The organism is Campylobacter vicugnae (genome assembly GCF_002139875.1).
GTDB classification, from domain to species: domain Bacteria; phylum Campylobacterota; class Campylobacteria; order Campylobacterales; family Campylobacteraceae; genus Campylobacter; species Campylobacter vicugnae.
The window spans coordinates 63789-86973 of the sequence record NZ_CP018793.1; the positions used below are offsets into that span (position 1 = coordinate 63789).

General features: G+C 35.9%; 15 protein-coding genes, 2 tRNA genes and 3 rRNA genes. 16 read left to right on the forward strand and 4 right to left on the reverse strand.

The features are described 5' to 3' along the window. The first annotated feature begins 27 nt into the window (after positions 1 to 27). Genes CVIC12175_RS00410 through tkt form a run of 4 tightly spaced genes read left to right on the forward strand, consistent with a single transcriptional unit; the run spans position 28 to position 4125 of the window. A complete protein-coding gene (locus tag CVIC12175_RS00410) occupies positions 28 to 336 on the forward strand; it encodes a YbaB/EbfC family nucleoid-associated protein (protein ID WP_086247618.1) in 309 nt (102 codons plus the stop codon). Next, positions 333 to 1394, forward strand: a complete 1062-nt coding sequence (locus tag CVIC12175_RS00415) for a DUF7488 domain-containing protein (protein WP_086249189.1) — start codon at positions 333 to 335, stop codon at positions 1392 to 1394. The genes CVIC12175_RS00410 and CVIC12175_RS00415 overlap by 4 nt, the downstream gene beginning before the upstream one ends. After that, a complete protein-coding gene (locus CVIC12175_RS00420) occupies positions 1391 to 2218 on the forward strand; it encodes a polyprenyl synthetase family protein (protein ID WP_086302968.1) in 828 nt (275 codons plus the stop codon). Before CVIC12175_RS00415 ends, CVIC12175_RS00420 begins: the two co-directional genes overlap by 4 nt. 2 nt (positions 2219 to 2220) lie before the next feature. Continuing rightward, complete coding sequence (tkt, locus tag CVIC12175_RS00425) at positions 2221 to 4125, forward strand: transketolase (protein WP_086302967.1); 1905 nt, start codon at positions 2221 to 2223, stop codon at positions 4123 to 4125. A gap of 24 nt (positions 4126 to 4149) precedes the next feature. On the opposite strand, the gene CVIC12175_RS00430 is transcribed toward tkt, so the two are convergent. Then, positions 4150 to 4416 (reverse strand): HP0495 family protein, encoded by a 267-nt coding sequence (locus CVIC12175_RS00430; protein ID WP_086315737.1) that lies wholly within the window; start codon positions 4414 to 4416, stop codon positions 4150 to 4152. After that, the gene (gene moaC / locus CVIC12175_RS00435; RefSeq protein ID WP_086315738.1) at positions 4409 to 4885 is read right to left on the reverse strand and encodes a cyclic pyranopterin monophosphate synthase MoaC; all 477 of its coding nucleotides are present in this window, start codon (positions 4883 to 4885) and stop codon (positions 4409 to 4411) included. Before moaC ends, CVIC12175_RS00430 begins: the two co-directional genes overlap by 8 nt. 197 nt (positions 4886 to 5082) lie before the next feature. Here moaC and CVIC12175_RS00440 point away from each other — a divergent pair. Continuing rightward, positions 5083 to 5170, forward strand: a tRNA-Ser gene (locus tag CVIC12175_RS00440). An 82-nt stretch (positions 5171 to 5252) separates the two neighbouring features. Here the strand turns inward: CVIC12175_RS00440 and rpsU are convergent. Then, complete coding sequence (gene rpsU, locus CVIC12175_RS00445) at positions 5253 to 5465, reverse strand: 30S ribosomal protein S21 (protein ID WP_086315739.1); 213 nt, start codon at positions 5463 to 5465, stop codon at positions 5253 to 5255. 153 nt (positions 5466 to 5618) lie between these two features. Here rpsU and ccoG point away from each other — a divergent pair, with 153 nt between their 5' ends. From ccoG to CVIC12175_RS00475, 6 genes are all read left to right on the forward strand, one after another. After that, entirely contained in the window at positions 5619 to 6995 is a 1377-nt protein-coding gene (gene ccoG / locus CVIC12175_RS00450) for a cytochrome c oxidase accessory protein CcoG (RefSeq protein ID WP_086315740.1), read from the forward strand. A gap of 144 nt (positions 6996 to 7139) precedes the next feature. Next, positions 7140 to 8213: an efflux RND transporter periplasmic adaptor subunit gene (locus CVIC12175_RS00455; protein ID WP_086302963.1), complete on the forward strand. Its 1074-nt coding sequence runs from the start codon at positions 7140 to 7142 to the stop codon at positions 8211 to 8213. Continuing rightward, the gene (locus CVIC12175_RS00460; RefSeq protein WP_086302960.1) at positions 8214 to 11354 is read left to right on the forward strand and encodes an efflux RND transporter permease subunit; all 3141 of its coding nucleotides are present in this window, start codon (positions 8214 to 8216) and stop codon (positions 11352 to 11354) included. It abuts the gene before it with no gap. Then, the gene (locus tag CVIC12175_RS00465) at positions 11347 to 12750 is read left to right on the forward strand and encodes an efflux transporter outer membrane subunit (RefSeq protein ID WP_086302959.1); all 1404 of its coding nucleotides are present in this window, start codon (positions 11347 to 11349) and stop codon (positions 12748 to 12750) included. The genes CVIC12175_RS00460 and CVIC12175_RS00465 overlap by 8 nt, the downstream gene beginning before the upstream one ends. An 85-nt stretch (positions 12751 to 12835) precedes the next feature. Then, positions 12836 to 14143 (forward strand): hemolysin family protein, encoded by a 1308-nt coding sequence (locus CVIC12175_RS00470; protein WP_086249226.1) that lies wholly within the window; start codon positions 12836 to 12838, stop codon positions 14141 to 14143. 220 nt (positions 14144 to 14363) lie between these two features. Beyond that, a complete protein-coding gene (locus CVIC12175_RS00475; protein WP_086315741.1) occupies positions 14364 to 15416 on the forward strand; it encodes a CatB-related O-acetyltransferase in 1053 nt (350 codons plus the stop codon). On the opposite strand, the gene cheQ is transcribed toward CVIC12175_RS00475, so the two are convergent. Further along, a complete protein-coding gene (cheQ, locus tag CVIC12175_RS00480; RefSeq protein WP_236861079.1) occupies positions 15385 to 15861 on the reverse strand; it encodes a cheVAW transcriptional regulator CheQ in 477 nt (158 codons plus the stop codon). The two genes, CVIC12175_RS00475 and cheQ, sit on opposite strands and share 32 nt — an antisense overlap. Before the next feature lie 373 nt (positions 15862 to 16234). Between cheQ and CVIC12175_RS00485 the strand changes: the two genes are divergently transcribed. From CVIC12175_RS00485 to CVIC12175_RS00505, 5 genes are all read left to right on the forward strand, one after another. Beyond that, positions 16235 to 17746, forward strand: a 16S ribosomal RNA gene (locus tag CVIC12175_RS00485). Between the two features lie 81 nt (positions 17747 to 17827). Continuing rightward, positions 17828 to 17903, forward strand: a tRNA-Ala gene (locus tag CVIC12175_RS00490). Positions 17904 to 18378: 475 nt separating this feature from the next. Beyond that, positions 18379 to 21284: ribosomal RNA gene (locus CVIC12175_RS00495) — 23S ribosomal RNA — on the forward strand. Positions 21285 to 21427: 143 nt separating this feature from the next. After that, a 5S ribosomal RNA gene (gene rrf / locus CVIC12175_RS00500) occupies positions 21428 to 21546 on the forward strand. The 16S, 23S and 5S rRNA genes sit together here with 1 tRNA gene alongside, the layout of an rRNA operon. 561 nt (positions 21547 to 22107) lie before the next feature. After that, complete coding sequence (locus CVIC12175_RS00505; protein ID WP_086315742.1) at positions 22108 to 23178, forward strand: NAD(P)-dependent alcohol dehydrogenase; 1071 nt, start codon at positions 22108 to 22110, stop codon at positions 23176 to 23178. Positions 23179 to 23185: the final 7 nt, after the last annotated feature.

Genomic DNA, 23185 nt, shown 5'->3' on the forward strand with positions numbered 1-23185 from the left:
AATCGCCAAAATTTAGAAGGTAGATATATGTTTAAGGATTTTGATTTTTCAAAGATGGGTGAAATGCTAGCTCAAGCTCAGCAAAAGGCAAATGAATTTGAAGCTCAAATCGCTGCAAAGGAGTTTGAGAGCAAGTCTGGCGGTGGGTTAATTAGTGTAAAAATTAATGGTAAATCTGAAATTTTAGATATTTGCATAGATGATTCCTTGCTTGAAGATAAGGATAGTTTGCAAATTTTGTTAATCTCAGCTGTAAATGATGCTATAAAATTAGCAAATGATGAGAAGCAAAGTGCAGCTGCATCGTTGCTTGGTGGATTTGGAGGTATGAGATGATTAGAATTTTGGCTATTATTTTTGCTGCAAGTGCGTTGCTATATGCTGCTCCAGAGCCTACTATTGCTGATAGAGCTGCGATATATGAGAAGATGAGAGAGTCGCAGTTTAATTATAAAGATAATATTGCAATCGCTTTAAATGGCGAATATGCAGCTGTTGTATATGATAAGAAAAATCCATTAAATAAAAAAGATTATATCAAATTTGATCCATATCTTGGACTATATCTTATTAAGCCTGGATTTACTCTTCGTGGGGCATTTATGCTAGATGAGCTTGATAGCAGACAAGATATGTGGGTTATGACTTTAGAAGAAAATATTGTAAATATGGGTCATATTAAGAGTTTTGGTAGTGAGCTTGGTCAATTTGATGAGTTGAGTTTTAATACTGGTAAAGCTGGAATGTTGGTTTGTGATTGTGCTTCTATGGTTGGTATTAGCCTTGGAGATAATAAGTTTATCCCAAATAGATATCTAAAGCATTTTGCTCGTTATGATGATGTATATTATGGTGATATTGGAGTTAAATTTACCGAGAGCAACTCTACTATTAAGGTATTAAGCGCAAATCCATTTGGTGCTGGAAAAGAGCTTAGAAGTTCTGATGAGGTTTTATCAGTAAATGGCAAAAAGCCTACTAGTCTAAGAGAGATAAATGAGATGATATTGTTTGCTGATAAAGGATCGGTGCTTAAATTTGATATCGCTCGCGGTTCGCAAATTTTGCACTATGATATCAAGATGTCAAATATCACAGCAAAAAATATCCCTGATGATAATAAAACTACTGAGATCAAAAAAATCCCACCAAAACCAAAATTTTTACCTGAATTTGGTATAAACATAAATAAAAATATGGTAATAACTAGCATAAAAGCAAACTCAAAAGCTAGTAAGTTGGGTTTAAAAGTTGGCGATAAAATTATGCAAATAGATGGAGTAAATGTTAAAAATGCACTTCATGTAGATGAGATTATGAAAACTAAAAATGCTCAAACTTACTACCTAATTTCTAGAGATGATTTTCAGTTTTTTGTACGAGTAAATAGATGAACTTTCTAGAGTATCTAGAATCAAATTTACCTAGCGTAGAGAGTTTTCATCCATATTTTAATGAAGCTCTTGCTTGGGTTTTAAAAGCTGGAGGAAAGCACTTTCGCGCTCAATTAGTAATTGGCACTGCAAGGGCCATTAATCCATCGTGCGATCCATATGCAGCAGCTTTAGCTGTGGAGCTTTTGCATACATATTCGCTTATTCACGATGATCTTCCAGCAATGGATAATGCTAATCTTCGCCGTGGCGTGCCAACCTTGCATGTAAAATATGATGAAGTTACTGCAATCTTAGCTGGAGATGCGCTAAATACTGCGGCATTTGGAGTGTTGGCTAATTCAAATTTATCACCACAAATTGCTATAAAATGCATACAAGTGCTAAGTAAAAATGGCGGTCTTGATGGAATGATAATTGGTCAAGCAATTGATTGCTATTTTGAAAATAAAAAATTAAGCTTAGATGAGCTTGAGTTTTTACATCTGCATAAAACAGGCGCATTAATTGCTGCAAGTATGCAAATTGGTGCAATAGTAGCTGGTGCAAGCGATGAAGAGTCAAATGATATATATAAGGCTGGTTTAAAACTAGGTCTTGCATTTCAAATTCACGATGATATAATAGACGCTACAAGTAGTAGCGATAAAGCTGGAAAACCTACAAATAATGATAGTTCCAAAAACTCATTTACAAATTTACTTGGTGTTGATAAAGCCATAGAAGCTAGAGATGAGCTAGAAAAGCAAATTATCAATCAAATTCAAAATCAAGATGTAAAAGAGTTGGTTTCAAACTTAATAAACAAATACCTAAAAGGATAAAAATGTATAAAAAACAAGCAGATACAATAAGATTTTTATGTGCTGATATGGTGCAAAAGGCAAATTCAGGTCATCCAGGTGCGCCAATGGGGCTTGCTGATATAGTTACAGTTTTAAGCACTCATCTAAACCATAATCCTAAAAATCCAAATTGGTTAAATCGTGATAGATTAGTCTTTAGCGGTGGTCATGCTAGTAGTTTGGTATATAGTTTTTTACACCTTAGCGGGTATGATGTTAGTATAGATGATTTAAAATCATTTCGCCAACTCCACTCTAAAACGCCAGGCCATCCAGAGATTGAGACTCCAGGGGTAGAGATTGCTACTGGGCCACTTGGTCAAGGTGTTGCAAACGCAGTTGGTTTTGCTATGGCTGCAAAATCAGCTCAAAATTTACTAGGTAGCGATATTATCAATCATAAGGTATATTGCCTATGTGGAGATGGTGATTTGCAAGAGGGGATTAGCTATGAGGCATGTGCGTTAGCTGGCAAGCATAATCTTGATAATCTTGTAATAATTTATGATAGCAATGAGATCACAATAGAAGGCAATACTAATATAGCTTGGGCCGAAGATGTTAAGGTTAGATTTGAAGCAGCTGGATTTGAAGTTGCTAAGATAGATGGTCATAGCTATGATGAGATTGAATTTGCTCTAAAAGAGGCTAAAAATAAAACCAAACCATATCTAATAATAGCCAAAACTAAAATAGCCAAAGGTGCTGGCGAGCTAGAAGGTAGCCATCATGCACACGGCGCTCCACTTGGTGCTGATGTAATAGCAAAAGCTAAAGAAGTAGCTGGTTTTGATCCAAATTTAAGCTTTTTTATAGATGATGATGTGAAGTTTTGGTTTAATCTTGCGCTAGAAAGAGGCGACTTGGCTAATGCTACTTGGGATAAGCTTGTAAGCCAGTTAGATGATGAGAAAAAAGAGCTTTTACACTCTTTATTAAATCCTGATTTTAGCAAGATTGAATTTCCAGCCCTAAAGGGTCAAAAAATGGCTACAAGAGATAGCAATGGTAAGATTTTAAATGCTATTGCTAAGGCACTACCTGGATTTATCGGTGGTAGTGCTGATCTTGGCCCAAGCAATAAAACTGAGTTAAAAGATTTTGGTGATTATCCAAATGGTAAAAATATACATTTTGGTATTAGAGAACATGCGATGGCAGCAATCTGTAATGCATATGCTAGATATGGTATTTTTATTCCATTTAGTGCGACATTTTTTATATTTAGTGATTATCTTAAGGCTGGTGCTAGACTTGCAGCTCTTATGGGGCTTAAGCACTATTTTATATGGACGCATGATAGTATCGGCGTGGGAGAAGATGGCCCAACTCATGAGCCAATTGAACAGCTTAGCACATTTAGAGCAATGCCAAATTTCTATACATTTCGCCCAGCTGATGGTGCTGAAAATGTGGAGTGCTGGAAGGTTGCGCTTAATTTAAATGCTCCTTGTGCGTTTGTATGCTCAAGACAAGGATTAAATCCTTTAGATGAAGCAAAATTTGGTAGTGTAGCAAATGGCGCATATCTAATTAAAGAAAGTCAAAATCCGCAAATTACATTAGTAGCTAGTGGTAGTGAGGTAGGATTGTGTCTTGAGGCGGCAAATTTACTTGAAAGTATTGATATTGGTGTAAATGTGGTATCTGCACCGTGTTTTGATCTATTATGTGAGCAAGAGTCTAGCTATATTAACCGCATATTTGCACCACAAACAAAAATCTTAGCCGTAGAGGCTGCAACGGCACTTGAGTGGTATAAATTTGCTGATAATGTATTTGGAATGAGTTCATTTGGCGCTTCTGCTCCAGCTGATGAGCTATTTAAGCATTTTGGATTTAGTGCTACAAATGTAGCAAATATTGCTAAAGAGATGTTAAAATAAAACCCCTAGCCAAATGGCTAGAGGTTATAATACAAATTTAGAGTACTTTTTAAGTAGTGAAAATAGCTCTAAACGCTCACTATCACTACTTACTAGCACGCTTAGATTGAAGCTTTTAAATTTACCATTTTTACTGCTATTTGATGGAGTTATTTTATGGTTTCTCTCTCCTACACACTCTTTAGTTATGTTTTTTTCATCAGCATTACTATCAAAAATAACCTTATACTCCCAAAATGTAGGATATACGATATCTGGTTTTTTGCCATTTAGATCGCAAATTTTAGCCATTTTTTCTCCTATATTCGCCACTTTTGCCGCCACTTTTTGATTCTAAAGCGATATTGCTAATTATCATTGATTTATCAATTGCTTTAATCATATCATATATGGTAAGTAGTCCAATGCTTACAGATGTCAAAGCCTCCATCTCTACTCCAGTTTTGCCTTGAGTTGCAACTTTGGCAATAAGCCTAAATCCTGGTAAATGCCCCATATCTTCTATATCGATATCGACTGAATTTAAAGCAAGAGGGTGGCACATTGGGATTAAATCACTAGTGCGTTTAGCCCCCATAACAGCAGCTATTACTGCAGTTTGTAAAACAGGACCTTTTTTACCAGTATTTTCTTTAATAGCTGTGTAGGCTTCTTTAGACATTGTAATAGTCCCACTTGCCATAGCAATGCGTTTAGTGATATCTTTATCAGCGACATCGACCATTTTTGGCAAATTTTTTTCATTTAAATGAGTTAGCATTTTTATCCTTTTTTAATTGATTATATCAAATTTTATCTTAATAGTTTTACTTAAGCTTATATTTATCATATATTAAAAAATTAATTATATAATTCAAGTTCCTAAACAAATAACCTCCTTTTTGTAAAAACACTCACTCTTTTGAGTGAGTGTTTTATTTAGTTTTTTAATCAATATTATATTTTTTATTGTTTTATGGGCAGATGTCCGAGTGGTTGAAGGAGCACGCCTGGAACGCGTGTAAGGTGCAAGCCTTCGGGGGTTCAAATCCCTCTCTGTCCGCCATGAATTATAAAAAATATATTAAAGTTTTAATTTATATGGATTGTTTAAATAAGAAAAGACCGCCGAAGCGATCTTTATGGTATTAGAGTTTTGACTCATAGCGTCTAAGCATATAAAGTCTTTTAAGCATTTTTTTACGAGCTGAGATTTTTTGTTTTTTACGAATTTCAGTCATAGGCTCAAAAAAGCGTCTAGCACGAACTTCAGTAACTACTAAGTTACGGTCAGTTTGTTTTTTAAAGCGTCTATATGCTTCATCAAAAGACTCATTTGGATGTACCTTAACTCCTGGCACGATCCTCACCACCTTTCGTTGAAATTTTTGAGTGCAGATTATATCTAAATTTAACTTAAATTTATATTTTATAATTATAAAATAATCTTATTTAACCATATTTTAAAATAAGAAGTTATATAATCAACAATAAAATCACACAAGGAATAACAAATGTCTTGTAAGCCTACGCATTACACTAAACGCCGTTATAGCGTGTATGCTATTGTTACTTTGATTGCTTTGGTGCTTCCATTTATTCGCATTAATGGCAATCATCTATTTTTGCTAAGTTTTGATAAAAAACAGTTACATCTACTCTTTACTTCATTTGATATGCAAGAGCTATATTTAATGCCGTTTTTGCTTATTATTTTGTTTTTAAGTATATTTTTTATGACTACTTTAGGTGGTAGGGTTTGGTGTGGATGGACCTGTCCGCAGACAATTTTTCGTGTAATTTATAGGGATTTAATTTGCACTAAAATCCTTAAAATTCGCAAAAATATCAAAGATAAACAAAAAGAATTTGACGAAAATATAATCAAAAAAACTATCTCAGTAATTATTTGGGCAGCTCTTGCATTTGTAGCTGCTAGTAATTTTATGTGGTATTTTGTACCACCTGAGGATTTTTTTACCTATCTTGCTAATCCAGCCGAGCATAAGCTTTTAGTTGGAATTTTAATAGGTATTACAACATTTTTAGTTTTTGATGTGGTATATTTGGCTGAGAATTTTTGTATATATGTTTGCCCGTATGCTAGAGTACAAAGCGTTATGTTTGACAATGATACAATTCAGGTGATTTATGATGAAAATCGTGGTGGTAAATTATATGATGGACATACAAAATTAGGTAAAAAGCCAACTACTCCAGGTGCTGAGTGTATAGGTTGTGAGGCATGTGTAAGAGTATGCCCAACTCATATAGATATTAGAAAAGGTATGCAACTTGAGTGTATCAACTGTCTTGAATGTAGCGATGCTTGTAGCGAGGTAATGGGCAAACTAGGCAAAGAGAGCTTAATTAATTGGACTAGTGCTAAGGCTATTAAAACTAAAAGCAAGGTTAAATATTTTAGATTTAGAACAATTGGCTATATGGTTGCATTATCTATTGCTGTGATTGCGCTAGGACTAATGACAACCAAAAAAGAGCATATGCTATTAAATATAAATAGAGCTACTCAACTTTATAGTATTAAGGTGCTTGATGATAATACACCAAAAGTGCAAAATGCATATACATTTTTAATACAAAATACTGATAATGTTGAGCATTCATACTATTTTGATGTTAATGAAACTAGAATTAAAATCGATAGACCGCTTAAGTCAATTACATTAAAAGCTGGTGGAAAGAAAAAAGTAATTGTAGTGCTTAGCACAACTCAAACATTAGTAGATGATACAAGACGAGATACTCCAATAGATATTACAATTAATGCATATGCTAAAGATGCTAAAGAGACAATTAGTGTTGATCGCAAAACCATCTTTGTGTATCCTAAACAGATTGAATTAGAAAAGGCTATACAATCAAAATAAATTCACCTAAAAGGAGACTAATTGCTCTCCTTTTAGATAATGAATATCAAAAATAATTTAGCATATTAATTTTTTCTTAACAAAATTTTTGTAAAATATCAAAATTTAATTCAGTTCAAATACACAATTTGAAAGGTTATTATTATGAATAAATTTGGCAAATTTTTAACTCTTGGCTTTGCTGCTTTGATGATAGTAGGTTGTAGCGATAGCAAAAAAAGCAATGCTCCACAAGCAGCTCAAGCACTTCCAGTAAGCGTAACTGTGGCAAAAATGGGCGATATTCCTATTAATCTTGAATTTAACGGCCAAGTTGTAAGCGAAATGGATGTAATAATCAAAGGCAAGGTATCTGGCTCTATTGAGAAGCAGTTTTTTACCCCAGGTAGTATGGTTAAGCAAGGTGATAAATTATATCAAATTGATGAATCAAAATATAGAGCAATCTATAATGATAGATTAGCAAATTTTAAAAACGCTAAAGCTCAATATGATAGAGCAGTAAATCTAAAAGCTAAAAATGCAATATCGGCTAAGGAATTTGACGCAGCTAGTAGCGCATACGGCTCAGCTTTAGCAAATTTAAATAACGCTAAAATTGATTTAGATTACTCTGTGGTGACTGCACCATTTGATGGAGTTATTGGCGATACACTTAAAGATGTTGGTTCATATGTTAGCACTACTGATAATGATTTAGTTCGAATCACAAAACTAAATCCAATATTTGTTGAATTTGGAATATCAGATCGCGATAGGCTTGATATTGATGAAAAAAGCAAAAGCGGTCAGTGGAAACAGCTACATTCAACCGTGCAGATAAAGTTAGCTGATGGTAATGAGTATAATGGAACTATAAGCTTTCTTGATAGTGTAGTAGATTCAAAAAGTGGAACTGTAAAAGCAAAAGCTAAATTTGATAATAACCAAACTCAAATTCGCCCAGGCGTATTTGCTGCTGTAAAAGTATATGGATTTTATCAAAAAGATGGATTTAAAATCCCGCAAATTGCAGTATTGCAAGATTTAGTAAATCCATTTGTATATGTAGTAGAAAATGGCAAAGTATCAAAAAGAGCTATTAAAATAGCATCTCAAGATGCCGTTAGCGTGGTTGTATCAAGTGGATTAAAAGATGGAGATAAGGTGATTTTGGATAATTTTAAAAAGATTCAAGATGGCTCACCAGTCCAAATAGTAGAAACAAAAGGCGAGTAGATGTTTTCTAAATTTTTTATCAATCGTCCAGTTTTTGCCTGCGTAATATCTATTATTATAGTTTTAGCAGGTCTTATCGGTCTTAAAAATGCTGCTATAGAGGAGTATCCACAGCTTACGCCACCACAAATTGTGGTGCAAGCTACATATAGTGGCGCAGATGCTCAAACTATCGCAAGTGCAGTTGCAGCTCCATTAGAAGAGGCTATAAATGGCGTTGATGATATGATATATATGCAAAGTACATCAAGTTCAGCTGGTACAATGAGCTTAAATATTTTCTTTGAGATTGGCACAGATCCTCAAACTGCTTCAGTAAATGTAAATAATAGAGTAAGTCCAATTTTATCAAAACTTCCAGAAGAGGTTCGCAGAGTCGGTGTAAAAGTAGATGAAAGAAGTAGTAATATCTTAGAGGTTCTAGCTTTTTATGACCCAAGTAAAAAGATGAACGATACTGAACTATCTAATTATGTAAGTATCAATGTAGCTGATGAGTTAAAACGCGTTAAGGGTGTAGGTGATGCTGTTGTAATTGGTAATAAAGAGTACTCTATGAGAGTATGGATAAAGCCAGATTTATTAAAGCATTATGATATGACTGTTAATGAAGTAATTTATGCTATCCAAGAACAAAACTCACAATATGCAGCTGGAAAGATAGGTGAACAACCTATGGCTACTGGAAATCCATATGTATATTCTATTAAGCCAGAAGGAAGACTAACTCAAATTAGCGAATTTGAAGATATTATAATTAGAGCTGATTTAAACGGAAATATTATTAGGTTAAAAGATGTTGCTAATGTTGAGCTTGGAGCTCAAAGTTATGCATTTTCTGGACGCTTTAATGGCGGTAGTATGATTCCAGTACTTATATTTTTACAAAGTGGAGCCAACGCTTTAGAAACCGCCCAAGCAGTTCAAGCCAGAGTTGAAGAGTTAAAAGATAATTTTCCAGGAGATATGACTTATAGAATAGCATATGATACGACTGAGTTTGTTCAAGTTTCAATTGATGAGGTTGTTAAGACTTTTATAGAGGCTATTATTTTAGTTATAATTGTTATTTATATGTTCCTTGGAAATATTAGGGCTACATTTATTCCACTGCTTACTGTTCCAGTATCAATTTTAGGTGCGTTTGCTGGAATTTATGTAATGGGATTTTCGGTAAATTTAATTACACTTTTTGCACTTATTTTAGCAATTGGAATTGTCGTTGATGATGCTATTATTGTTATAGAAAATGTTGAGCGGATACTTCATGAAGAGCCAAATTTAAGCGTTAAAGAGGCTACGATGAAAGCCATGGATGAGATTATGGCGCCTGTTATCTCTATTGTACTAGTTCTTTCAGCGGTATTTATTCCAGTTTCATTTATGGAAGGGTTTGTTGGGGTTATACAAAAGCAGTTTGCACTTACACTAGTTGTCTCTGTATGTATTTCTGGGTTAGTAGCACTTACTCTTACACCTGCGCTTTGTGCAATAATTTTACGCAAAAAAGAGAAACCGCCATTTTGGTTTGTCCGTAAATTTAATGAATTTTTTGATTTTTCGACTAGGATTTTCTCTGCTGGTGTAGCTAAGATTTTACGCCATGTTGTTATTAGTTTGATTAGTGTAGCGATTATTATATTTATGATGATTGAGCTATTTAAGGTTATTCCTAGTGGGCTTGTACCAGCTGAGGATAAAGGTAGTGTATTAACTATTATCAATCTACCTCCAGCATCAACTCTACCTAGAACGCTTGAAGATGCCGCGTTTATAGAGAGTATAGTATCTAAAAATCCAAATGTAAAAAGCGTTACTACACTAACAGGCTATGATATGATGGCTGGATCGCTTAGAGAAAATGCTGGTATGATGTTTATCACACTTCAGCCGTGGGATGAGCGTCCAGGTAAAGAGAATGAAGCTGCGACAATAGCAGGGCAGTTTATGGGAACTCTATATGGTTCTGATAGAAACTCATTAGCCTTTGTTACGACTCCGCCTCCTATTATGGGATTATCAATGACTGGAGGATTTGAGCTTTATGCGCAAAATATCACAGGTAAAAACTATAACCAAATAGAAGCTGATGTGCAAAGAGTTGTGGCTAAAGCAAATCAAAGTCCGGTTTTAACTCAAGTTAGAACTACGCTAGATACAAATTTCCCTCTATATAATTTAACTTTAGATAGAGAGAAAATCAAGATGATGGGAATCTCATTTAGTGATATATTTGATACGATAAATTCAACTATCGGTCAGTATTATGTAAATGATTTTAATATTCTTGGTAAAACATATAAAGTAAATATTAGAGCATATGAGAGTTATAGAGATTCGCCTGAGGATTTAGGGTTGCTTTATGTGCGTAGTAGAAGTGGCGATTTAGTGCCATTAGATTCTATTATGACTCTTACAAGAGGTTTGGGGCCTGATAATGTAGATAGGTTTAATGGTTTCCCAGCGGCTAAGATTATGGGTGAGCCAAGACCTGGATACACTTCAGGTGATTCTATTAAAGAGATTGAAAGAATCATTAAAGAGGAGCTTGGTAAAGAGTATAATATAGGCTGGGCAGGCTCAGCATATCAAGAAGTTAGCAGCACTGGTAAGGGTACTCAAGCCTTTGTGTTTGGACTTATATTTGTATTTTTGATTCTTGCAGCGCAGTATGAGAGATGGCTAATGCCACTAGCAGTTGTAACGGCTGTACCATTTTCGGTATTTGGAGCGTTAGCATTTACATATTTAAGAGGGCTTAGCAACGATGTTTATTTTGAGATTGGGTTACTTCTTTTAATAGGCTTAGCAGCCAAAAATGCAATTTTGATCGTTGAGTTTGCGATGCAAGAGCATATTGGAGGAAAGAGCATTAAAGAGGCTGCAATTAATGCTTCAAAGATGAGATTTAGACCAATTGTTATGACATCGCTTGCCTTTACATTGGGCGTTTTACCTATGGCAATTGCTACTGGAGCAGGTGCTGCATCACGCCATGCACTTGGAACTGGAGTAATTGGCGGGATGATAGCAGCTACTACAATTGCCATATTCTTCGTTCCACTCTTTTTTTACATATTAGAGAGTTTTAATGAGTGGCTAGATAGCAAAAGAGCTAAATTTGGAGTTGAAGATGAATAAGATTATAACGATTTTGATAGCAGCACTGATTGGCGGCTGCTCTCTTCGCCCTGATATGATTGAGATACAGCAAGAGTATAGATATCAAATGGATGTTTATAGTGTGAGTGAAAAGTGGTGGGAGAGTTTTGGTGATGAAAAGCTAAATGCTCTAATCCAAAAATCTTTAAAAAATAATAGTGATTTATTAATAGCGCTAAACAATATAGAAAAAGCTAGAGTTAGTCTAAGACTTGATAGAATAGAGTATTTACCAAATATATCTTTGCAAGGCGAAGCTAGCAAGAGCGATAAAGGCTATAATAATCCTACTGTTGAACAATTCTCTCTTAGTGCAGTATTAAGCTATGAGTTGGATTTATGGGGTAGAGTAAGAAATAAAGCCAATGCTAGCGAAGCTATATATAATGCGACTAAATTTGACTATGAAAGTGCAAGGATTAGTTTAGCAAGCAGTGTAGCAAATTCATATTTTTTACTTATTTCTTTAAAAGAACAAGAAAAAATATTACAAGATACGCTAGATTCATACATTAAAAGTGTAGAATATAGAGCCGTTCAGCTAGAATCTGGCGAGATAGATGAGTTAGTTTATGCTCAAACTGTGGCTGCTGCTGATGGAGCTAAAGCTCAATTGGCTCAATTGCAAATAGAAATTTCACAAGCAAACTCAGCATTAGCTATATTAGTTGGCGAAAGCTTAGATGAAATTTTATATGCAAATGTAGATACTGCTAGTAATTTACCGACCTTGCCAGATGTGCCAAGTGGTATAAGCTCAGAAATATTACTAAAAAGAGCTGATATTGCTAGTGCAATTGAGAGATTAAGATCAAGTAATTATTTAATCGGAGTGGCTAGAACGCAGTGGTTGCCTCAAATATCTATTACAGGACTATTTGGATATACTAGCAATGAGCTTGATGAGTTGATTAGTTCTAATAGATCTGTATGGAATATAGGCGGTAGTTTAATTGCTCCATTGCTTGATTTTGGCCGTGTGTATAATAATGTAGAGCTTGCAAATTTAGAACAAAATGCTTCATTTTTAGCCTATGATAAAGCAGTCAAGAGCGCTTTTGGCGAGATTAGAACTGCACTTGATGGTAGAAAAAATTCTATTATAAAAGCAACAAGCACTGCTAATTTAGTCGCAAGCCAACAAAAGGTCTATGATATAGCCAAAAATCGCTATGATGCTGGATATAGTAGCCATTTAGAACTTTTAGATTCTCAAAGAAATTTACTATCAGCCAAGCTTAGTTTATCAAGTGCAAATTTAGAAGCTGCAAATAGCGTTGTAGCTGTATTTAAAGCATTTGGCGGAGGATTTGAGTATAAGCCAGATGATGAGATAAATGAGCTTTTAGGAGTAAAATCAAATTTAAAAAATTAAATTAATTTTTTAAAAATTTATGATATAATTAAGCCATTTTATTTTAAATTTTTAAGGAAATAGCTTGGATAGTTACCCCATTTTTATGATATTTTTGGCGGCTGTTTTTATATTTTTAAACGGCTTTTTTGTTTTGTCTGAATTTTGTATTGTTAAAGTTAGAAGATCACGCTTAGAGGAGCTTGTAAAGGAAAAACGCCCAAATGCCAAGCTCGCTCTAAGAATGTCAAATTCTCTTGATACTTATCTTAGTGCTACTCAGCTTGGGATTACGCTTAGCTCTCTAGCACTTGGTTGGATTGGCGAGCCAGCTGTAGCCGATATAATCCAAGAACCACTTAAATCTGCTTTTGGTATTGATAGTGAAACTACCTTACATACAATTTCATTTATTATAGCTTTTAGTTTTATTACTCTTTTACATGTTGTACTTGGTGAATTAGTGCCAAAATCAGTAGCCATCGCCAAGGCTGAACAAGCAGCGCTTTTAATCGCTAGACCATTATACTTTTTTTGGATTATATTTTTTCCTGTTATTCGTACTTTTGATTTTATTGCAGCTATGTTTTTAAAGCTTATTGGCATTAGACCAGCTAGAGAGAGTGAGTTAGCGCATTCTGAAGAGGAGATTAAAATCATAGTAGGCGAGAGTTTAAAAGGTGGCGTGCTTGATAGTATGGAAAGCGAGATTATCAAAAACGCCGTTGATTTTAGCGATACGGTAGCCAAAGAGATTATGACGCCTCGTAAAGATGTAATTTGTCTAAATAAAAAGCTAAGCTTTGAAGAGAATATGAAGATTGTGGCTCAAAGCAAATATACTAGATTCCCATATATCGATGGAAGCAAAGATAGTGTTTTGGGTATGATACATATTAGAGATATTTTGCAAAATGATTTAGATGGAAATATAGAAAATCTAGATAAAATTGTAAGAAAGCTTATTATCGTACCAGAAAATAGCTCAATTTCTAAAATTCTAGTAATGATGAATAAAGATAGAATTTCAGCTGCGCTTGTAGTTGATGAGTATGGCGGCACTGCAGGTTTGCTTACAATGGAGGATATTATAGAAGAGATTGTAGGCGATATCAATGATGAGCATGATGACAAAGATCAAAGTTATAAAAAAATCTCTGATGATATTTATGAATTTAACGGAAGATTTGAGATAGAATCAGTTGAAGAGATTATGGGTATTCGCTTTAATGAGGAGACCGAGCAGCTTACAATTGGAGGTTATGTGTTTAATCTATTTGAGAGATTGCCAGTTGTAGGTGATACCATTGAAGATCAAAATTGTCTATATGAAGTTATCAAAATGGATGGCGCTAGCATAGGTATAGTCAAAGCTACCTTATTAAATTCTGATGATAGTGAAATATTTGATTAATATACTACGCTTTTGGCGTAGTATATTTCAAATTTTATTTTTATAAATTTTTTAAAATATATCTATTATACATAAACTCTAAATTCAAGCCATAAAAAATTTCTAATAATTAATTTAATTTTAAATAAAATAATTAATATATTTTTCTAATCTCGTTTTTTTTTTTTTTTTTGATAACCTACCGTTTGCAAATCAAATTTAAGAAAGCAAAAAGTAGAAAATGAAGATTAAGGTAAATAAGTTTGTTAGAGAGTATTTGGAAGAATTTAATGTCTTAATGAGCTATCCAAATGGTAAAGTTTGTCGCTATAAAGATGATGAAATAATAAATGTGCCAGATACAGGATTTATGGAAGAGTATTCTACTATAAATAAAGGTAATAATGCTTGTCAAATGGGTAGTTTTAGCTATTCAAATGCAATTATTCCAAGATTAGATATAAAAATGGGACGATATTGTTCTATTGCAAATGGTTTAAGTTTTATTGCTGGAAAGCATCCTTTAGATGCTATCTCAACATCATCTTTTATATATGATTCAAATTTTTATATTTTTAAAGATGCCAGTATAGAGCGTATCAAAAAATCTTATACTCATACTCCATACGGAATGCTTATTCCGCCATCACCACCAACAATTTTTGAAAACGATGTATATGTTTGCACTAATGCTCTATTAAAGCCTGGAATTACATTACATACAGGATGTGTAGTTGCTCAAAATGCTATTGTGACAAAAGATGTGCCCCCATATGCTATCGTAGGTGGAAGTCCTGCTAGAATACTTAAATACCGCTTTGATGAATTGACTATTAAAAGACTTTTAGAGTTAAAATGGTGGGAATATCATTTTGCAGATTTTGATAACATAGATCCAAAAAAAGATATAAATTACTATTTAGATGAATTAGAAGATAGAATTATAAAACGGATAATAAAGCCATTTGACCCTAAAAAGATGCAGTTTGAAGAGTTAATTCAAAGAAGCAAACAACAAATTTTAATAACTAAGCCAACTTCGCAATCTTCTTTACAACCAACACCACAAGAGCAGATAAAATTATTGCAAGATAAGATAAATAACTTAGAAATAAACTACCAAAAAGCTCTAAAAACCAAAAACCACCTAAGTTACAAACTAGGAGAAGCACTCATAAGAGCTAACAAAAATTGGTATAAAGGTGGATATGTTAAATTTATATTTGAAGTTATTAAAATTAAAAAAGAACATAAAGCAAATATTAATAATACCCAAGGCAAAGCGTATCAGTGATTTTGATACGCTTTTCAAATGGAGTTGGCGAGAAGTACTTGCATTTTTCTATATAAATATAAGTAGAGTAGGCAAGCCCAAGATCATCATATAGTTTTTTAAGATTTACAAATTTGAATTTATCTACCATTTTAATCTCAAGTATATCATGAAGATTAGAGCCATTAGAAGCTACTAGATGAGAACTAGCTACCCCAGTAAAAGAGCAAAATGCACTAGCAAGCACAAATCCATCTAAATTTGTGCAAGATTTTAGCGCATATTGATATTTTATAGGAATTGATTTTTTATGTAAAAATATAGTTCTAGAATCTTGATATGAGGCTGCAACGATATTTTTCCAAAACTTATAAGCGCCATTTGAGATCTTGCATATAGTAGAAAATTCGCAATTAAGCACATAATCATCTAAAAAACTATTTGATGATAACGTAAATTTAACCACTTTTACTCCAAAATTTCTCATATTTTAATAAATAAATAGAAAAAATTCAAGAATTTCATAAATTTATAAAATTTCTCAAATTTATCCACCTATTTAAGCAACTTTTAAGCATATCTCTTATATAATTCCAGCTCACGAATTGAGAAACACCTTAACCATCTTTTAAACTTGGTTAAATCATCTCTTTATCGTTTTTGTTTTTTAATTTATATAATGTTAAACTATCTTTTATAGTCAATCTTTGAAATCTAAACAAGTGATCGATTGAGCCAGAATCTATATTATATAATATTAGATTCAACACTTATATACATAATATAAAGTTTTTAGATTAAAACTTCATAATACTTAAGTAGTTTATCTACTTTAATTTTTTATGGAGAGTTTGATCCTGGCTCAGAGTGAACGCTGGCGGCGTGCCTAATACATGCAAGTCGAACGGACAAGTAAGAGCTTGCTCTTATGAGTTAGTGGCGCACGGGTGAGTAATGTATAGTTAATCTGCCCTACACTGGAGGACAACAGTTAGAAATGACTGCTAATACTCCATACTCCTTCTTAACACAAGTTAAGTCGGGAAAGTTTTTTCGGTGTAGGATGAGACTATATTGTATCAGCTAGTTGGTGAGGTAATAGCTCACCAAGGCTATGACGCATAACTGGTCTGAGAGGATGATCAGTCACACTGGAACTGAGACACGGTCCAGACTCCTACGGGAGGCAGCAGTAGGGAATATTGCTCAATGGGGGAAACCCTGAAGCAGCAACGCCGCGTGGAGGATGACACTTTTCGGAGCGTAAACTCCTTTTGTTAGGGAAGAACAATGACGGTACCTAACGAATAAGCACCGGCTAACTCCGTGCCAGCAGCCGCGGTAATACGGAGGGTGCAAGCGTTACTCGGAATCACTGGGCGTAAAGGACGCGTAGGCGGATTATCAAGTCTTTTGTGAAATCTAATGGCTCAACCATTAAACTGCTTGAGAAACTGATAATCTAGAGTGAGGGAGAGGCAGATGGAATTGGTGGTGTAGGGGTAAAATCCGTAGAGATCACCAGGAATACCCATTGCGAAGGCGATCTGCTGGAACTTAACTGACGCTAATGCGTGAAAGCGTGGGGAGCAAACAGGATTAGATACCCTGGTAGTCCACGCCCTAAACGATGTATACTAGTTGTTGCTGTGCTAGTCATGGCAGTAATGCACCTAACGGATTAAGTATACCGCCTGGGGAGTACGGTCGCAAGATTAAAACTCAAAGGAATAGACGGGGACCCGCACAAGCGGTGGAGCATGTGGTTTAATTCGAAGATACGCGAAGAACCTTACCTGGGCTTGATATCCTAAGAACCTTGTAGAGATACGAGGGTGCTAGCTTGCTAGAACTTAGTGACAGGTGCTGCACGGCTGTCGTCAGCTCGTGTCGTGAGATGTTCGGTTAAGTCCGGCAACGAGCGCAACCCACGTATTTAGTTGCTAACAGTTCGGCTGAGCACTCTAAATATACTGCCTTCGTAAGGAGGAGGAAGGTGTGGACGACGTCAAGTCATCATGGCCCTTATGCCCAGGGCGACACACGTGCTACAATGGCATATACAATGAGACGCAATATCGCGAGATGGAGCAAATCTATAAAATATGTCCCAGTTCGGATTGTTCTCTGCAACTCGAGAGCATGAAGCCGGAATCGCTAGTAATCGTAGATCAGCCATGCTACGGTGAATACGTTCCCGGGTCTTGTACTCACCGCCCGTCACACCATGGGAGTTGATTTCACTCGAAGCCGGAATACTAAACTAGTTACCGTCCACAGTGGAATCAGCGACTGGGGTGAAGTCGTAACAAGGTAACCGTAGGAGAACCTGCGGTTGGATCACCTCCTTTCTAGAGTACAAAGTGATGATCTCACAATTATCACTTCAAAGGAGTCTCAATCACACTTGTTTAGGTTTGAGGGATTGACAAGGGGAATTAGCTCAGCTGGGAGAGCGCCTGCTTTGCACGCAGGAGGTCAGCGGTTCGATCCCGCTATTCTCCACCATAATCTATTATAAAGATAGTATATTTATTAAAGCCTAATCAGAGAGTTTAGCTTAAACTTTCTTATTAGACTTTATAAATAGTCTAAAGTTATTTAATTTACCATTGTTAAAAGTCACAATCAAGTTTTAATATTTAAAACAATTTTACAGGACTTGTTAAAGCTTTGAATTTGATTTGATTGCAACTACTCTATATTATGTTATCCCAATATAGTTTATATAGAGTATAAATATTAACTTCACAAGCTATTAAGTTTTTAAAGCTTACTTAATAGTATGTTAATGCTTTCCGTCTTATTAAATTTAAATTCAAATATTATAAATCTAAATAGAGATAAATAGGAACTAAGAGATTAATTCTTAAATAGTTTTAAATAACTTCTTTATAATTATCTATTTTATTCTTATCTATTTAACTTTATCTTTAACAAGGAAGTGATGCGAATTAGAATATACATAATAATCTAATAAAAAAGGTAAGCTACTAAGAGCAAATGGTGGATGCCTTGGCTAGTAGAGGCGATGAAAGACGTGCCAGGCTGCGATAAGTCTCGGGGAGCCGTCAAGGGGCTTTGATCCGGGAATTTCTGAATGGGGCAACCCAGTATATAGTGATATATACTACCGCAATGCGGAGCGAACGTTGGGAATTGAAACATCTTAGTACCAACAGGAAAAGAAATCAAAAGAGATTACGCTAGTAGCGGCGAGCGAACGCGTAAGAGGGCAAACCACTAGCTTGCTAGTGGGGTTGTAGGACTGCAATATAGACTTAAACAAACTAATAGAATAAGCTGGAAAGCTTAAGCGTAGAGGGTGATACTCCCGTATATGAAAGTGCGTTTATACTTAGCAGGATCCTGAGTAGGGCGGGACACGTGTAATCCTGTCTGAAGCTGGGTAGACCACTATCCAACCCTAAATACTACTACTAGACCGATAGTGCACAAGTACCGTGAGGGAAAGGTGAAAAGAACTGAGGTGATCAGAGTGAAATAGAACCTGAAACCATTTGCTTACAATCATTCAGAGCCCTATGATTTATCAGGGTGATGGACTGCCTTTTGCATAATGAGCCTGCGAGTTGTGGTGTCTGGCGAGGTTAAGGAAACCCGGAGCCGTAGCGAAAGCGAGTCTTAATAGGGCGTATAGTCAGATGCTGCAGACCCGAAACGATGTGATCTATCCATGAGCAGGTTGAAACTGGTGTAAGAGCCAGTGGAGGACCGAACAGACGGCCGTTGAAAAGGCTCCTGATGACTTGTGGATAGGGGTGAAAGGCCAATCAAACATCGTGATAGCTGGTTCTCTCCGAAATATATTTAGGTATAGCGTTGTGTAGTAACTTTGTGAGGTAGAGCACTGAATGGGCTAGGGCATACACCAATGTACCAAACCCTATCAAACTCCGAATGCGCAAAGTGTAATCACAGCAGTCAGGCGGCGAGTGATAAAATCCGTCGTCGAGAGGGGAACAACCCAGACTAACAGCTAAGGTCCCTAAATCTCATTTAAGTGGAAAACGATGTGGAGTTACTGAAACAACCAGGAGGTTGGCTTAGAAGCAGCCATCCTTTAAAGAAAGCGTAATAGCTCACTGGTCTAGTGATTCTGCGCGGAAAATATAACGGGGCTAAAATGAGTACCGAAGCTTTAGACTTGTTTTTACAAGTGGTAGGAGAGCGTTCTATTCAGCGTTGAAGGTATACCGGTAAGGAGTGCTGGAGCGGATAGAAGTGAGCATGCAGGCATGAGTAGCGATAACTCAGGTGAGAATCCTGGGCGCCGTAAACCCAAGGTTTCCTACGCGATGCTCGTCATCGTAGGGTTAGTCGGGTCCTAAGCAAAGTCCGAAAGGGGTATGCGATGGAAAATCGGTTAATATTCCGATACCAATTATTATGTGCGATGGAAGGACGCTTAAAGTTAGTGGAGCTAGCGGATGGAAGTGCTAGTCTAAGGGCGTAGGTTGAGTTATAGGCAAATCCGTAACTCTCTATCCGAGACCTCAAAGGCTCTTGACGCTCTTCGGAGTAGATGGAGAATCCATGATACTATCGAGCCAAGAAAAGTTTCTAAGTTTAGTAATAATTGCCCGTACCGTAAACCGACACAGGTGGGTGGGATGAGTATTCTAAGGCGCGTGGAAGAACTCTCTTTAAGGAACTCTGCAAAATAGCACCGTATCTTCGGTATAAGGTGTGCCTACCAGTGTATTAAGATTTACTCCCAAAGCATTGAAGGTTACAACAAAGAGTCCCTCCCGACTGTTTACCATAAACACAGCACTCTGCTAACTCGTAAGAGGATGTATAGGGTGTGACGCCTGCCCGGTGCTCGAAGGTTAATTGATGGGGTTAGCATTAGCGAAGCTCTTGATCGAAGCCCGAGTAAACGGCGGCCGTAACTATAACGGTCCTAAGGTAGCGAAATTCCTTGTCGGTTAAATACCGACCTGCATGAATGGCGTAACGAGATGGGAGCTGTCTCAAAGAGGGATCCAGTGAAATTGTAGTGGAGGTGAAAATTCCTCCTACCCGCGGCAAGACGGAAAGACCCCGTGGACCTTTACTACAGCTTGACACTGCTATTTGGATAAAGATGCGCAGGATAGGTGGGAGGCTTTGATCCATAGACTCTGGTTTATGGTGAGCCATTGTTGAGATACCACTCTTCTTTATTTGGGTAGCTAACTAGCTTGAGTTATCCTCAAGTAGGACAATGTCTGGTGGGTAGTTTGACTGGGGCGGTCGCCTCCCAAAATGTAACGGAGGCTTACAAAGGTTGGCTCAGAACGGTTGGAAATCGTTCGTAGAGTATAAAGGCATAAGCCAGCTTAACTGCGAGACGTACATGTCAAGCAGAGACGAAAGTCGGTCTTAGTGATCCGGTGGTTCTGTGTGGAAGGGCCATCGCTCAAAGGATAAAAGGTACCCCGGGGATAACAGGCTGATCTCCCCCAAGAGCTCACATCGACGGGGAGGTTTGGCACCTCGATGTCGGCTCATCGCATCCTGGGGCTGGAGCAGGTCCCAAGGGTATGGCTGTTCGCCATTTAAAGCGGTACGCGAGCTGGGTTCAGAACGTCGTGAGACAGTTCGGTCCCTATCTGCCGTGGGCGTAAGAAGATTGAGGAGAGTTGACCCTAGTACGAGAGGACCGGGTTGAACCAGCCACTGGTGTATCAGTTGTTCTGCCAAGAGCATCGCTGAGTAGCTAAGCTGGGATGTGATAAGAGCTGAAAGCATCTAAGCTCGAAGCCAACTCCAAGATGAATCTTCTTTTAAGAGCTCTAGTAGACTACTAGTTTGATAGGCTGGGTGTGTAATGGATGAGAGTCCTTTAGCTGACCAGTACTAATAGCTCGTTTGCTTATCTTATAAGCATCACTTCCTTGTTAAGGATAAACTTTTATTCTTAATAGGTTCTGTTTGATATTAAGACAGTGATTTTTAACAATATTATTTAACATTAGTAGTGTTAAATAAGATATTATAATTAATATGATGTTTTATTTAACACTGCTCGTGGCTATACAGATGAGGAAACGCCTTGCTCCATCTCGAACCAAGAAGCTAAGCTCATCATGGCCGATGATACTCTCCCTTACTGGGATGTTGGAAAAGTAGGTTGCTGCGAGCTTTGTTGTATTCTATATCTTATTTTATTCTATAATCAATATTTATTATATAATCAATGTTTTATATTCTTTATCTGTTTTACTAGTATGTTTTAGGTTTATATCTATTTATATCTATTTATATCTATTTATATCTATTTATATCTATTTGCCATTATTTTTCTTATATCTAGGGTTTTATATTTTTATAATATTTAGTTTATGCTATGTTAAAAGCTACTTTTTATTATATTAGTTTGATTGTATGTTTTATTATTTTATGTGTAAAGATTTAAAGCTAAGGTGATGTAAATTAAATTGATATTTAGCTAATAAAACTATATTATATTTAATATATAATGGTGATAGGTTTAAAGTGGAAGTTGTATGATTATCTAAATTAAATTCTAAAACTATAACCCATAATCTAATTTATATTAAAATCTATGTTTAGTGGCTAGATGGATTTAGGGGGTTGTGCTTTTTGTTATGATGGTTTTTGCTTAAAATAAATATTGTTACTGATTTTTACTAAATTTAGATAAAATTATCAAAATTAATTAACTTAACTAAAGGACAATAAAATGAGTGATATTTTTACTGCTAATATTCCGGCTAAGGGTTATGCAATGCTTTCAAAGGATTCTAAATTTAGCCAATTTGAATTTACTCGCCATAGCGTAGGTGATAGTGATATTTTGATTGAGATTTTATACTCAGGTATTTGTCATAGCGATATTCATACGGCACGAGATGAGTGGGGTGGAACTATATATCCGTGCGTTCCAGGCCATGAGATAGCTGGACAAGTTATCGCAGTGGGTAAAAATGTTACTAAATTTAAAGTTGGAGATTACGCAGGTGTAGGCTGTATGGTAAATAGTTGCCAAGAGTGCGAAGCGTGTAAAAATAGCCAAGAGCAATTTTGTCAGCGTGGTCAAACAGTTTATACCTATAATTCAAAAGATCATTTTCACGAAGGCAAAAATACATATGGTGGCTACTCAAATAATATCGTAGTTAATCAAAATTTTGCTATTAAAGTTAAGGCAAATGCACCACTAGACAAGGTAGCTCCTTTGCTTTGCGCTGGTATTACTACATATTCTCCACTTAAATTTTCTAAAATTAAAGCTGGAGATAAAGTTGGAGTAGCTGGTTTTGGCGGTCTTGGAATGATGGCTTTAAAATATGCTATAAAGATGGGCGCACAAGTAAGCGTATTTGCTAGAAATGATAAGAAAAAAGATCAAGCCCTAAATCTTGGAGCTACAAATTTTTATACAACGACTAATATAAATGAAGTAAAAGAGCGTTTTGATCTTATCATCTCAACTATACCAACTTCATATGACCCAACTGCATATATTGATCTACTTAAATTTGGTGGTGAGTTAGCTATAGTTGGGCTTCCTCCGCATAAGATAGCACCTAAAATAAGCATTATTGATTTAGTTCATAAGGCTGGTAAAAAGATTTATGGTTCGCTAATTGGTGGAATCAAAGAGACTCAAGAGATGATGGACTTTTCACTTGAAAATGAAATTTACCCTGAAACTATAATAGTATCGCCATCGCAAATCGATGAAGTATATGAGAAGCTCGCAAATGGCTCTGGGGAATTTCGCTATGTAATTGATATGAGAGCAAAATAGGCGTTAG